The sequence below is a fragment of the Pediococcus pentosaceus genome, from assembly GCF_001437285.1.
GTDB lineage: Bacteria > Bacillota > Bacilli > Lactobacillales > Lactobacillaceae > Pediococcus > Pediococcus pentosaceus.
Window position 1 is genome coordinate 204,418 of sequence record NZ_JQBF01000004.1, and the last position, 13,339, is coordinate 217,756.

Genomic DNA, 13,339 nt, shown 5'->3' on the forward strand with positions numbered 1-13,339 from the left:
ATCCTTTAGTATTGCGATGTTAACAATGCCAATAGGTTATTAAATGAGTAAGCGTCATTATCTTTTGTATCACCTAATGCCCCATAAATTTTTGAATTCTTATTTCGAACCTGATCATCCCAAACCAAGTTCATGGCCTTTTGATAATATTTACGATCACCATTTCTGGCGAAAATCATTGCTGCTATAGCATAATTACCTGTTGATTGGTCATGGTCCTCGATTGCTCCAGCAGTAGTGTAACTGTTATATAACTTCTTATTATCAATTTGCATTTTTAACCAGCTGACTGTTTCAGGTTTCATCTTACCAATTTCAGCCAAATGCAGGACTGTAATCAAAGCTTCTGAAGTATTCAGATTTTTCGTGCCATATTGGTTTGTTTTCCAGTTGTAGCTCGGAGCGTACAAAGGAAAAATATCTCCCAGATATCCTTTTTCAACTAGCTTTAATTGTTCTCGATAATATCCCCGCTCTTTTTTAGATACAGATTCAAAGTACTTTAGGGTAGCCAAATCATAGTAGGCTAAAGAACTTTCGTTACTAGCTTTTTTAGTACGTACATCATAAAAATTAAGTACCCGTGCTTTTTGAATGCTTGTTGTTTGTAGCATAGCAAACCGTTCAGCCGCTTCGTGTCGATATTTTTTACTATTATTATTTTGCGCATAAATTTGTAAAGCACGAATAATTCTTAAATCATCCAGCGTAGCATTCACATCGGACTTTTTCTTAGTCTTACCATCGATGCGATAACTAAATTGCCGACCTTGATCAAAATATTTCTTGGTATTTTTGTAGAACTCCCGAAAAGCCTTATTTTGATGAGTTTGCGCCAAGTATTCTAACCATAAACCTGATGATTCAGATAACATATCATGTCCCGTGGCATTATCGGATTTTTTTTGATTATTATTAAAATTCGTGTAGATACCAGCTTTTTGAACCATTGAATCTTTTAAAAAATTATGTAACAATTCAATGTTTTGTTTATTTTTATGATACTGCGTTGTAATGGTTAAATGATCGGCGTCTGCTTTAGGAATCTTAGTTTGTGGTTGTTTTTGTCCACAACCAACTAAGATTAAGATGCATCCAATCAACATTCCTAAAGAAATGATTTTTCTTGTCAAAATTTTCTCCTTTGCAAAAGTTTCACTATTCAACAATTATTATACTAATAATACTTATAAAAAAAAGCCTATTTATATTGATTGTCTAAAAAAGGCAAGACCTTGTCAATTGGAACATTTAACAAAATCTTACCTTTAATTTGGTTATATATATTTGTACATAATATCTATTATAAATTTTTGAATGCTTGGCGAGCAGCTTGCAATCCAAAAACCACTGTTTCGGCGATTGAGTTACCTCCGATACGGTTGTTTCCATGTAATCCACCAGCAACTTCCCCACCGGCATATAATCCTTTGATGGGTTTAAAATTTTTATCTAAAACTTCGGCTTTAGCAGACGTTTTGAGTCCACCCATCGTATAGTGAATAGCTGGCGCAATATGAATTGCCATATAAGGACCTTCTTCAAAACCATCAACCAATCCCATAGTTCTTCTGAATGCTTCATCCTTACGCTTAGCAACCACATCACTCCACTGTTGCATCGTTTCTTTTAGATTAGCAACTGGTAATCCCAAAGTCTTCGCTAACTCATCAATATGATCACCATGTTGAACTAGACCGATGTGATCGTAAAAACCAATCGCACTGACTCTTTTAGCTAACGCTGCATTAAATATCAGATAGGCATCTGGTTGGGTTTGAGCGTTAATTGCATCCGTTACAACTTTACGTGTGTCTAGCTCGTTTACAAATCGATGACCACTTTGATTAACTAAAATTGCGCCTTCCCCACGTACCATTTCACCAATTAAGAATGCATGGTCTCCATCTTGGTAAACGGTGGGATGAACTTGAATTTGGTCCATATCTACCAATTGAGCGCCTAAATTCTCCGCTAATTGTAATCCATCGCCAGTTGCCCCGGGGTGATTAGTTGTCTTGTAGTGAACGAGATCGGGACGATATTTTTTAATTAAAGCATCACTAGCAGCAAAACCACCCGTGGCTAGAATGATTGCTGCACTATTAAGTAAATGGTTTGAGCCTTGGGCGTCGGTAAAATCAACTTTAAATTGATGATTATCCCCACGATCAATTTCCCTAACCGTTGCTCCACAAACTACTGGAACCTTTTCTTCAGCTAACTTATTTAGTAGTTGGTGAATTAAATATCCACCAATTGCAGGGGCGCTACTAGGGCGATGAGCCCGCTTCACACTCATTCCACCAGTCAAAGTGATTTCATCTAAAACAACATCATGTTCTTTTAACCACTCAACGGCAGAATCCGCATGACTTGTAAAATATTTCAACATTTCGACATCATTTTGTTTGCCGCCACCTTTATATGTATCTTCATAAAAGGATTCATAACTATCGATAATCCCTTCATGCCTTTGGATTGCTGTTTCAGCGGCGTTCATCCCTGAAGATGCCCGCATAGAGTTTCCACCAGGCTTCTCCATCTTCTCTAGGACAACCACTTTTTTGCCCAACTCAGTCAGTTCTAGAGCACTGGTTAAACCCGTACTCCCAGCTCCGATAATAATTACATCATATTGGCTACTTAAATCATCAATACTTGTTGGTTTAAATTCTACTCGTTCAGTCACTACTAAACCTCCGCTTATTTCTCGGAGCTAAACTCCGCAATGTTGTTAAAGTGATATTGATCCATTGCTGGAACTAAGCCTTGAATAATGTCGTGGCAAGCATGTGGATTACCATAATTTGCTGATCCAACTTGAACAGCCCCTGCTCCAGCTACCATTAATTCTAACGCATCTTTAGCAGAAAATACCCCTCCAACCCCAATAATTGGTAAATTAGTTACTTCGCGTACTTGATGAATCATGCGAACTGCGATGGGATGAATCGCTTTTCCGGAAAGACCGCCCGTTCCATTGGAAAGACGTGGCTTTCTAGTTTCTAAATCAATTTCCATTCCCATTAAGGTATTTATCATTACTAAGCCATCTGCACCGCCCCGTTCAGCAGCTAAAGCAATGGGAACAATTTCAGTTACTCCCGGGGTTAACTTCATGAAGACGGGTTTATTAGGAACTACCGCTTTGATGCGCCGGGTCATATCTTCAACTACAACTGGATCAGTACCAAATGCTAGACCACCTTTAGCAACGTTAGGACATGAAATATTAACTTCAATGAACTTCACATTCGGGGCAGTCGCCATGCGTTTAGCTACCTCAACATAATCATCCGGATTAGAACCAGCAATACTTCCAACAATGGGAAGATCCGGATAATTTTCAGCTAACCAAGGAAGTTCGTAAGCTAAAACATGTTCAATACCAGGATTCTTCAAACCGACCGCATTCAGCCAGCCTCCAGTGGTGGCCGCGGTAGTTGGCCACGGATGGCCTGCACGCGGCTCCATAGTTGTCGACTTAATTACGAATGCTCCTAGTTCATTTAAATCAATATTTTTAGCCATTTGTTGTCCATATGCAGCCGTCCCACTAGCATTCATAACCGGGCTTTTCAACTTGACTCCGGCAATTGTCGTTTCTAAGCGATCCATTTGTTTTCCTCCTAAAGATGTAATGTTGTAAAAGCTTGTGATTCAAGCACTTGTAAAATAGCGTCAACGGTATCTAATGCCGTAAAAAGTGGTACTCCATAAGTTAATGCGGTACTTCTAATTTTGATTCCATCGGCAGCACTAGTAGTACTGTCTGAAATGGTATTAATCACCATTTGAATGCGATGATCGTGAATTCGGTCCACAATGTTATTTTCTTCAGTCATCTTACCAACCGTCTCAACTTTCAGACCATGTGCTGCAAGTGTTTGAGCAGTTCCTTTAGTGGCAACCAATTGATAACCTAGTTCCCAAAAACGTCGGGCAAAATCGATGGCTTCTCCCTTATCTTCATCTTTAACCGTGATTAAGACTTTACCATGGTCTGGCATGTGCATTTTAGCGCCTTCAAACGCTTTATAGAGCGCCTTCGCCATAGTACGGTCACTTCCCATGACTTCTCCTGTAGATTTCATTTCAGGTCCTAATAAACTGTCTACGTTATCTAACTTAGTAAAGGAGAAGACTGGTGCTTTCACATGAATAATTTCACCAGCTGGATGCAACCCGGGCTTCAAACCTTGATTGACCAAACTTTCACCTAAGATGGCACGCGTAGCAAGGCGAGCCATTGGTAAATCAGTAACCTTACTCATAATCGGAACCGTCCGACTTGCACGTGGGTTAACTTCAATGACATAAGCTTCGTCATTATGAACCACGAATTGAATATTCATCAATCCGATACATTCGAGCGATTGAGCTAATTTGATAGAAACTTTCACAATTTCATCTTGGACCTTTTGAGAAAGAGTTTGCGCAGGATAAACCGTCATTGAATCTCCTGAATGTACCCCAGAACGTTCGATATGCTCCATAATTCCTGGAATCACAACGTTCTCACCGTCACTGATTACATCAACTTCACACTCTTTACCAACTAAATACTGATCAACCAAAACCGGATGGTTATGGGAAACCTTAACGGCATTCTTCATGTAATTTTCAAGTTCTTCTTTGGCATGAACGATTTCCATTGCCCGTCCACCCAGAACGTAGCTAGGACGGACTAAAACTGGATAACCGATTGATTCTGCGGCTTCGATTGCTCCAGATGTTGTTGTCGCCGTACGTCCTTGAGGCTGACGAATACCATTAGCCTGAATTAGCTTATTGAATTCATCCCGATCTTCGGCCCGATTAACGTTTTCCACAGTTGTACCAAAAACTTTTATTCCCCGTTCGGCGAGTGGTTCGGCTAAGTTAATCGCTGTTTGGCCACCGAATTGAACAATTACTCCTTCCGGCCTTTCTAGGTCAATAACGTTCATCACATCTTCCACAGTTAAGGGTTCAAAGTACAATTTATCGGACATTGAAAAATCAGTTGAGACTGTTTCTGGATTGTTATTAACTACGATGGCTTCATAACCCATCTGGCGAATGGCTTGAATCGAATGCACTGTAGCATAATCAAATTCAACCCCTTGTCCAATTCGAATTGGGCCTGAACCTAGTACTACAATTGACTTGCGGTTCGAGACAGTACTTTCATTTTCTAGCTCGTAGGTACTGTAGTAATACGGAGTTTGAGATTCAAATTCACCGGCACAAGTATCAATCATTTTATAAACAGGTGATAATCCCACTTGTTCACGATATGCTCGTACTTCTTTTTCGTTAGTTTTCCACATTTTGCCAATAACTTCGTCTGAGAAACCATTCTTTTTAGCTAACTCAAGAACATCAGCATTAAATGGCGTAGCAATTAGTTCCTGTTCGATTTCGTAGATGTGCAATAATTTATCCAAATAGTAAACGTTGATCTTAGTCAGATCAGCTAATTTATCCACAGAATATCCACGTTTAATTGCTTCATACAGATAAAAAATCCGATCATCACGCGCATGGATAATGCCATCGACTAAGTCTGCTTCATTTAAATCAGCGAGTTCTTCATCGCCAATATAATTAATATCTATATCAAGAGAACGGATTGCTTTTTGGGTTGCTTCCTCAACGTTGCGCCCTACCGCCATTACTTCGCCCGTAGCTTTCATTTGAGTACCCAAACGCCGATCTGCCCGAACAAATTTATCGAATGGCCAACGAGGAATCTTGCAAACTACGTAGTCTAAGGCCGGTTCAAATTCAGCTAAAGTAGTTCCGGTAACTGGATTTAAAATTTCATCTAGGGTTAATCCAACCGCAATCTTAGCAGCAACTTTAGCAATCGGATAACCTGTCGCCTTAGAGGCCAAAGCACTCGAACGGCTAACCCGAGGATTAACTTCAATCACGTAATAACGATCTTGGGCTGGATCAAGAGCTAACTGTACATTACAGCCTCCTTCAATCTTCAATGCTCGAATAATACTTAGTGAAGCATCCCGTAGCATCTGTACTTCACGATCTGTTAACGTTTGAACGGGAGCATAAACGATTGAGTCACCAGTATGGATTCCTACTGGATCAAAGTTTTCCATGTTACATACTACGATGGCATTATCAACACTATCTCGCATAACTTCAAACTCAATTTCCTTTAGTCCGGCGATACTTTGTTCAATTAAAACTTGAGTCACTGGTGAAAGAGTTAAACCGTTGGCGGTAATCTTCCGTAGTTCAGCTTCATCTTGTGCAATTCCACCACCAGTTCCACCCATGGTAAAAGCAGGACGTACAATTACTGGATAACCACTTTGATCCGCAAAGCTAACTGCTTCTTCCACCGTCGTTGCGATTCCTGAATCAGGAACTGGTTCATTCAAATCGTTCATCAAAGCTCGGAAACGTTCCCGGTCTTCAGCTTGATCGATGGCATCTAATTTCGTACCAAGCAGTTCAATTCCAAGTTCGTCCAGAATTCCAGCTTCAGATAATTCCATTGCCATGTTCAATCCTTGTTGACCACCTAGGGTTGGCAAAATAGCATCTGGTAATTCCTTACGTAAAATTTGCGAAACGAATTGTAAGGTTAATGGTTCAATGTAAACTTTATCGGCAATATCCGTATCGGTCATGATTGTTGCTGGATTGGAATTAATTAAAACTGTTTGATATCCGAGTTCTTTTAAGGAAAGACAAGCTTGAGTTCCAGAATAATCGAACTCAGCCGCTTGACCGATAATGATGGGTCCAGAACCGAGTACTAAAATTTTGTTAATATCCTCTCTCTTAGGCATGTTTACTTGTCCTCCTGGGTTTGTTTAGCTTCATCAATCATTTCCATAAAATCATCAAAAAGGTAGTCCGCATCATGAGGACCCGGTGCAGCATCTGGATGGAATTGAACGGAAAAAGCCTTATATTGTTTATGTCTGAGTCCTTCAACGGTTTCGTCATTAATTTCTTCGTGGGTAATTTCAAGGTCAGTGTTTGCAATGGAAGCACGTTCGACCGCATAACCATGGTTTTGGGAAGTTAAATCAATTCGTCCCGTTGCTAAGTTGCGAACTGGATGGTTAAAACCGCGATGTCCAAATTTCATCTTAGTTGTCTTAGCACCATTTGCTAGGGCAAAAAGTTGGTGTCCCATACAAATCCCAAAGACTGGAACCGCAGCCTCCACTGTGCGAATCATTTCTAGAACACTTTCATTCATTGATTCCGGATCGCCAGGTCCATTGGTAAACATCACTCCATCCGGATTGCAGGCCAAAACTTCTTTTGCAGTAGCATCATATGGAAGCACCATTACGTTGCAGTCGCGACGAGCAAGTTCACGTAGGATGGAATACTTGAGTCCAAAATCAATTACTACGACTTTACGACCATTGGCTGGATTAGGGTATGGGCTATGGGTTGAGCTAATTTCAATTTGGTTTTGTATCAAATTAATTGCATGAAATTCTTCAAACTTAGCGTCTGAAATTTCATTAACTAATGCTGCTTTCATCGCCCCATGTTCGCGAATATGTCTAGTAATTGCTCGCGTGTCCACTCCACTAATACCAGGTAAATCTTGGTATACTAAAAACTCTTCAAAACTCATATTCATTTGCCAATTACTTGCTCGACGTGCCACCTCATGGACCACTACTCCAAAGCAACTTGACTTAACGGATTCTAAATCATCTCGATTAACGCCATAATTTCCAATTAACGGATAGGTAAACATTAAAATTTGCCCATTATATGATTGGTCGGTAATCGATTCTTGATATCCTGACATCCCAGTATTAAAAACTAACTCTCCAATACTTTCACGATTTGCTCCAATCGCCTTTCCTTCATATGTAGTACCGTCTTCCAAAATTAAATAACGTTTCATTTTAAATTACCCTTCCCGTTGATATACAATTTTTCCAGCAACCATGGTCAGTTGTGTCTGTCCATAAACCTTTTGACCAATAAACGGAGAATTGATTCCCTTTGAAGCAAAATCTGCTTCTTTAATTTCATATTCATCTTCAACATTCATTACCGTTAAATCAGCTACATCTCCCACTTCCAATTGCCCAGCTGCCTTGAGGTTAAAAATTTCAGCTGGTTGAATGCTCATCCATTCCACTAGTTGTTCTACCGTGCAAAGTCCCGGTTTAACCAGCTTAGTGTAGAGTAGTGGGAAAGCTGTTTCTAACCCTGTAATTCCAAAAGAGGCGGTCTTCATCGATCCAGCCTTATCTTCCACCGTGTGCGGAGCATGATCCGTTGCAATCATGCCAATTGTGCCATCTAGCAGCCCCCCTAAGAGTGCTTGACGATCTTCCAAGGTCCGTAGTGGCGGATTCATCTTCATCATGGGGTTATCCATCGAAATCATCGTTTCATCAAGAAATAAATGATGAGGTGCGACTTCTGCGGTAACATGGACACCGTCTCGCTGAGCACGGCGAATTAATTCCACACTTCGAGCTTTTGAAACATGACAAACGTGATAATGAGCGCCAGTGTTACGCGCAATTTCAAGGTCCCGTGCTAATTGAGCTGTCTCTGCCAATTCTGAAATACCTGGTAAATCCAATTTTTCGGCTACCGTTCCTTGATTCATCACCCTGTGTTGCATTAGCGATTCATCTTCTACATGCGCAGCTAGTGGTAGCCCCACTTCTTTAATTTGAAGCATTGCTTGATACATGGTTTCGGCAGTTTGAATGCCGTTACCATCGTTACTAAAAGCTACCGCACCAGCTTCTTTTAAAGCTTTAAAATCAACCAATTCTTCGCTGGTCCGTTTTTTAGTAATGGACCCGTATTGTCCGATATGAAGACTACCAGCAGTTTGATTATGTTTTACCATCGCTGTAATTTTTTCGGGTGTATCCGGGACAGGATCAACGTTAGGCATAGTTAATACTGTCGTAAATCCGCCTTTAACTGCTGCAGCACTGCCACTAACTACATCTTCTTTATCCGTTTGGCCCGGGTCTCTAAAATGAACGTGGATATCCACCAGTCCTGGCATTAAAAGTTGCTTTTTTACATCGATGATTTGTTCAGCTTCAACGTTAATTTCGGGTTGAATTTGAGTGATTCGGTCGTTTTCCACAAGGACGTCAGCTTTTTGCACTTGATGACTTTTTATTACTCGGGCATTTTTAAGTAAAACTTTCATCAATGCAATCCTCCCTTAATCAATCCCTTGGCCTCTAATACGTCCGTTAAAATTGCCATGCGCATGTACATTCCATTAGTCATTTGCTTGAAAATTCTTGATTTTTCTCCATCAACCAAGCTGCTTTCGATTTCTGTACCACGATTAACTGGAGCGGGATGCATAATGATAGCAGTTGGTTGCATTCGATCGGCTCGTTCGAAGGTTAATCCATATTCTTGAAGATATTCGTGTGGTTCAAATTTAATTGCGGTATCTTGAGAAATACGTTCATTTTGAATTCGGAGTAACATCATGACGTCCACTTTCTCTACTAATTCGTCAATTGGTAGGAAGGTTCCATAAGCCTTCAAATCTTCGGCCATCCATGCTTCAGGACCGGCGAAGTAAACTTCTGCACCCAGCTTGTTTAATAGCATTGCATTGGAGCGGGCTACTCGGGAATGTGCGATGTCTCCGGCAATCGCAATTTTTAAACCGTCAAAGTGGTTAAATTCTTGATAAATGGTCATCATGTCGAGTAATGATTGTGAAGGATGTTGTCCACTTCCATCGCCTCCGTTGACAATACTAATATTCAAATCGGCTTCTAGCAGTTGTTTATAATAATCGTTTTGCGGATGACGGATGACTGCAATATCAGTCTGAATTGCATCAATTGTTTTAACCGTATCTAATAAACTTTCCCCTTTAGTAACTGAACTAGTTTTAGCTTCAAACTCAAGGAGTCGCATTCCTAGACGACTTTCTGCCATTTCAAAACTAGTATGAGTTCGGGTACTGTTTTCAAAAAATAAGTTCATTGCATAGACCGGCCGAGTAAGTTCAATTGTCTTACCGTTCTTAAATTCCTCAGCTAACCGAATTTTATGTAATACGTCCTCTTCACTAAAGCTTTCTACAGTGGTTAAGTCATGCATATTCATTATTTTTCCTCCTAAATTATTATAAAAAAAAGCTACTCACCAATCGAATCGTCTCGCTGGGAGTAGCTTAAAAAGCCGATTCAATTGGTTCCTCTCGGGAAACCGATTTAATTGAAACAAAGTGTTATTCTATTTTTTCCAATTCCATGGATCTTGATGCCACTCCTTAGCCGAAGCTACTTCTTCAGCGGATAAGGCATTGCTAGTTTGAAGATAATCCACCATTTGATTGTAGTTGAGCAAACTAAGTAGTTCAGTATCTTGTTCTGCAAAATTCTTAGTTGAATCCGGTAAACCATAACTAAAAATTGAAGCAACTCCAATCACTTGAATCTTTTCTTTACGAACTGCTTCAACCGCTTTAAGTACGCTACCACCCGTCGAAATCAAATCATCGATTAAAACTACTTGGTCGTCAGCTTGGAGTTGACCTTCAATTTGTTTGCCAGCTCCATGATCCTTGGGTTTGGATCGAACGTAGATTAATGGCAAGCCTAACTCTTCAGCCACCCATGCAGCGTGCGGAATTCCCGCTGTTGCGACCCCACCGATTACCGTAGCACTAGGATAAGCTTTTTTGATTTCTGCACTCAATCCTTTAGCAATATCTGAACGTAGAACTGGCTTGCTAATCGTCATTCGTAAATCAGTATAGATGGGTGATTTCATTCCACTAGCATAAGTAAACGGTGCATTGGGTGAAATCGAAACCGCCTTTAAATCAAGTAGTTGCTGGATAATTTTGCTACGAAGTTCGTCATTCATAATCAAGAATCCCCTTTTTAATTTTTCGATATCGCTATTTGGGTACAAAAAAAGCCACCAACAAGTTGGTATGGGCCGGCGCTAACCGCGTCCACTCCACCTGTTGATGGCGACTCTGCTAGCTTGTTAACCTCTCTGGATTAACTTAAAGCGACTCGATTTAATTTTCACTAATCATACTGAGAATAATCGGAAATGTCAAGATATTTTTAAAGTATGTCTATTTGATTCGACCAATTTACTTTACATGGTTTTATGCAATCTCACCACTAAGCACTCGATCGATCATATCCAATACACCACTATCATTATTATCCAACGGTGTAATTAAATCAGTAGCATCAAGTGCTTCTTGTTCTGCATTCTTCATCGCATAACCCAAGCGGGCATGTTTTAACATAGCTTCATCATTTTGGGTATCCCCAAAGGCCATCGTTTCATCCATCGAAACTTTCCATAATTCTTGAAGTTGTTGGAGACCGTATGCTTTAGTGACATGTGGCATTGTAATATCAATTCCATTGAAACCACTCATCACACTTCCTAAATCTCCTCCAAGGTCTCGTTTCAACATTGCGGCTTGTTCTCGAACATCTTCGAGATTGGTCCAATGCGTATCAATTTTATAAATTGGATCCGTGATATCTTTAAAATGATCAACGGCTGTAAGCTGGCTGTAGAAATAAGCACTCGCGGACCAGTCGGAACCACTCTTTTCCATATTAGTGAACGCCCGATGTTGACTAGAAAGAATAATTTTAGCGTCTTTAAAGGCTGGCGTAGTCAATAAATAGTCTATTGCATCCCTCAACAAAGCCGGTTTCAATGGATTATCATCTAAAATTTGGCCCTGTTCCATCGTCAAAGCCCCATCTTCAGCTACAAAAGTCATGTCGCCCTTTACGTCGGCAAAAACCTCTTGGCAATGGGCCATTTGATTACCACTCGCAACCACAAATTTAATGTGACGTCGATTAAGTTCATCAAGTTGCGCTTGAAAACGAGCATGATCAAAATCACGTTGGTCGTTCAAAAAAGTTCCATCAATATCACTTGCAATTAATTGAATACTCATCGGTTCCTCCTATAACTAACGTCCGCCCGCAATTCGGTTTAAATTACTTGAAAGATGAATCCAAAGGTTATCCGCGTCAGTAATAAAGTCTTCCTTAAAGTTTTTACCTAATGGTTCGATACTTCCAGTTGGCAAATTGATCACATCATAAACGACTAATTTTCCATCTTCTAACTTACAGGTAAAGTAGTGTCCATCAAGCGCTTCATCTAACAACTGTTGCGCGTTATCGACCACTGCTTGTTCGATAAGTTGATCCTCATTAGCCTCTTTACCCATTTCTTTTAGTTGTTCCATCATAATCCGTAGTTCTGTCATGTCATGTGGAATTTGAATAAATGCCATTTTAATGTCCTCCATTTTATTTACTAAATGTAATTTTACCATTAATTTTGAGTTAGAATAGTAGTTAAACAATTGTGAAGGGATTTTTTAATTATGTTATTACAAAGTATTCAAGGCGTTTTAGTAATCATTGTCATGGTTGCTGTTGGTTACTACCTCGCTTCGCTCCATTGGTTTTCTGAAAGTTCCAAAAAATTAATCGCCAAGATTGTCACCCAAGTGGCCCTCCCGCCATACATGATTGTTTCGATTACTAAAGATTTTACTAAGAGTGAATTAGTTAAACTGCTCCCTAACCTTTGGTATCCTGTACTATCAATGTTTATTTTAATGGGAATTTCATGGTTGGTGGCTCGGATTATTAAAGTTGATCCTAAGAGACATGGACTATTTATGTCAATGTTCTTCAACTCCAACACCGTTTTTGTAGGTTTACCGATTAATCTAGCTATCTTTGGTGATAAAAGTCTTCCCTACGTCCTCGTTTATTATATGGCAAATACCACAATTTTTTGGACACTAGGCGTCTACTTCATTCAACGTGATAGTTCCAATCACATTCAAATGAATTTTAAAGATGCTTTACGAAAGATTTTTTCCGCTCCGCTATTAGGTTTTATGATTGGAATTGTTCTCATCGTCTTAAACATCAAACTCCCTAATTTTCTAATGTCGAGTTTTAATTATCTTGGTGGGTTAACCATCCCACTCTCCATGTTATTCATTGGTATTTCTGTTTATGACGCTGGTTTGAAAAACATGCGTTTCCAAAAAGACAATTTAGGTGTCTTATCCGGAAGATTTATTTTCGCTCCAATCATCATGGCTTTACTTGTATTACCAAGTCACATGCCCATGATGATGAAAGAAGTATTTATTTTACAATCTTGCATGCCTGTGATGACCAATGCCCCAGTAGTTGCCCAACTTTACGATGCTGACGCAGATTTTGCGTCAATCATGGTAACTGAAACCACGCTGCTTTCTCTGGTAATGGTCCCCATCATGATGACGATTTTAAGTCATTAAAAAAACGAATTGATGATTCTG

General features: G+C 39.8%; 11 protein-coding genes. 1 reads left to right on the forward strand and 10 read right to left on the reverse strand.

Translation table 11 applies throughout. The features are described from left to right. Nucleotides 1-5 precede the first annotated feature (5 nt). The 10 genes from IV86_RS05940 to IV86_RS05985 form a co-directional block, all read right to left on the reverse strand. Complete coding sequence (locus IV86_RS05940) at nucleotides 6-1,133, reverse strand: LptM family lipoprotein (RefSeq protein WP_002832750.1); 1,128 nt, start codon at nucleotides 1,131-1,133, stop codon at nucleotides 6-8. 170 nt (nucleotides 1,134-1,303) lie between these two features. After that, nucleotides 1,304-2,692, reverse strand: coding sequence for a flavocytochrome c (locus IV86_RS05945; RefSeq protein WP_002832749.1), 1,389 nt, complete (start codon nucleotides 2,690-2,692; stop codon nucleotides 1,304-1,306). Between the two features lie 14 nt (nucleotides 2,693-2,706). Next, complete coding sequence (locus IV86_RS05950; protein ID WP_002832748.1) at nucleotides 2,707-3,621, reverse strand: dihydroorotate dehydrogenase; 915 nt, start codon at nucleotides 3,619-3,621, stop codon at nucleotides 2,707-2,709. Between the two features lie 11 nt (nucleotides 3,622-3,632). After that, nucleotides 3,633-6,806: a carbamoyl-phosphate synthase large subunit gene (gene carB / locus IV86_RS05955; protein WP_002832747.1), complete on the reverse strand. Its 3,174-nt coding sequence runs from the start codon at nucleotides 6,804-6,806 to the stop codon at nucleotides 3,633-3,635. Between the two features lie 2 nt (nucleotides 6,807-6,808). Beyond that, entirely contained in the window at nucleotides 6,809-7,894 is a 1,086-nt protein-coding gene (locus tag IV86_RS05960) for a carbamoyl phosphate synthase small subunit (RefSeq protein ID WP_002832746.1), read from the reverse strand. Nucleotides 7,895-7,900: 6 nt separating this feature from the next. Continuing rightward, entirely contained in the window at nucleotides 7,901-9,178 is a 1,278-nt protein-coding gene (locus tag IV86_RS05965) for a dihydroorotase (RefSeq protein WP_056979436.1), read from the reverse strand. After that, nucleotides 9,178-10,104: an aspartate carbamoyltransferase catalytic subunit gene (locus IV86_RS05970; RefSeq protein WP_011672999.1), complete on the reverse strand. Its 927-nt coding sequence runs from the start codon at nucleotides 10,102-10,104 to the stop codon at nucleotides 9,178-9,180. The genes IV86_RS05965 and IV86_RS05970 overlap by 1 nt, the downstream gene beginning before the upstream one ends. Before the next feature lie 129 nt (nucleotides 10,105-10,233). Continuing rightward, complete coding sequence (gene pyrE / locus IV86_RS05975; protein ID WP_029257721.1) at nucleotides 10,234-10,869, reverse strand: orotate phosphoribosyltransferase; 636 nt, start codon at nucleotides 10,867-10,869, stop codon at nucleotides 10,234-10,236. 253 nt (nucleotides 10,870-11,122) lie between these two features. Then, the gene (locus IV86_RS05980; protein WP_002832741.1) at nucleotides 11,123-11,944 is read right to left on the reverse strand and encodes a Cof-type HAD-IIB family hydrolase; all 822 of its coding nucleotides are present in this window, start codon (nucleotides 11,942-11,944) and stop codon (nucleotides 11,123-11,125) included. 15 nt (nucleotides 11,945-11,959) lie between these two features. Beyond that, nucleotides 11,960-12,289, reverse strand: a complete 330-nt coding sequence (locus IV86_RS05985; protein ID WP_002832740.1) for a hypothetical protein — start codon at nucleotides 12,287-12,289, stop codon at nucleotides 11,960-11,962. Between the two features lie 93 nt (nucleotides 12,290-12,382). On the opposite strand from IV86_RS05985, the gene IV86_RS05990 reads away from it, so the two are divergent. Next, a complete protein-coding gene (locus tag IV86_RS05990) occupies nucleotides 12,383-13,318 on the forward strand; it encodes an AEC family transporter (protein WP_002832739.1) in 936 nt (311 codons plus the stop codon). Nucleotides 13,319-13,339: the final 21 nt, after the last annotated feature.

Excerpts from the sequence above, each read along its gene's own strand:
- IV86_RS05950 (WP_002832748.1), bottom strand. The coding sequence starts at position 3,621 with ATGGATCGCTTAGAAACGACAATTGCCGGAGTCAAGTTGAAAAGCCCG.
- carB (WP_002832747.1), bottom strand. The coding sequence starts at position 6,806 with ATGCCTAAGAGAGAGGATATTAACAAAATTTTAGTACTCGGTTCTGGA.
- IV86_RS05960 (WP_002832746.1), bottom strand. The coding sequence starts at position 7,894 with ATGAAACGTTATTTAATTTTGGAAGACGGTACTACATATGAAGGAAAG.
- IV86_RS05965 (WP_056979436.1), bottom strand. The coding sequence starts at position 9,178 with ATGAAAGTTTTACTTAAAAATGCCCGAGTAATAAAAAGTCATCAAGTG.
- IV86_RS05970 (WP_011672999.1), bottom strand. The coding sequence starts at position 10,104 with ATGAATATGCATGACTTAACCACTGTAGAAAGCTTTAGTGAAGAGGAC.
- pyrE (WP_029257721.1), bottom strand. The coding sequence starts at position 10,869 with ATGAATGACGAACTTCGTAGCAAAATTATCCAGCAACTACTTGATTTA.
- IV86_RS05980 (WP_002832741.1), bottom strand. The coding sequence starts at position 11,944 with ATGAGTATTCAATTAATTGCAAGTGATATTGATGGAACTTTTTTGAAC.
- IV86_RS05985 (WP_002832740.1), bottom strand. The coding sequence starts at position 12,289 with ATGGCATTTATTCAAATTCCACATGACATGACAGAACTACGGATTATG.
- IV86_RS05990 (WP_002832739.1), top strand. The coding sequence starts at position 12,383 with ATGTTATTACAAAGTATTCAAGGCGTTTTAGTAATCATTGTCATGGTT.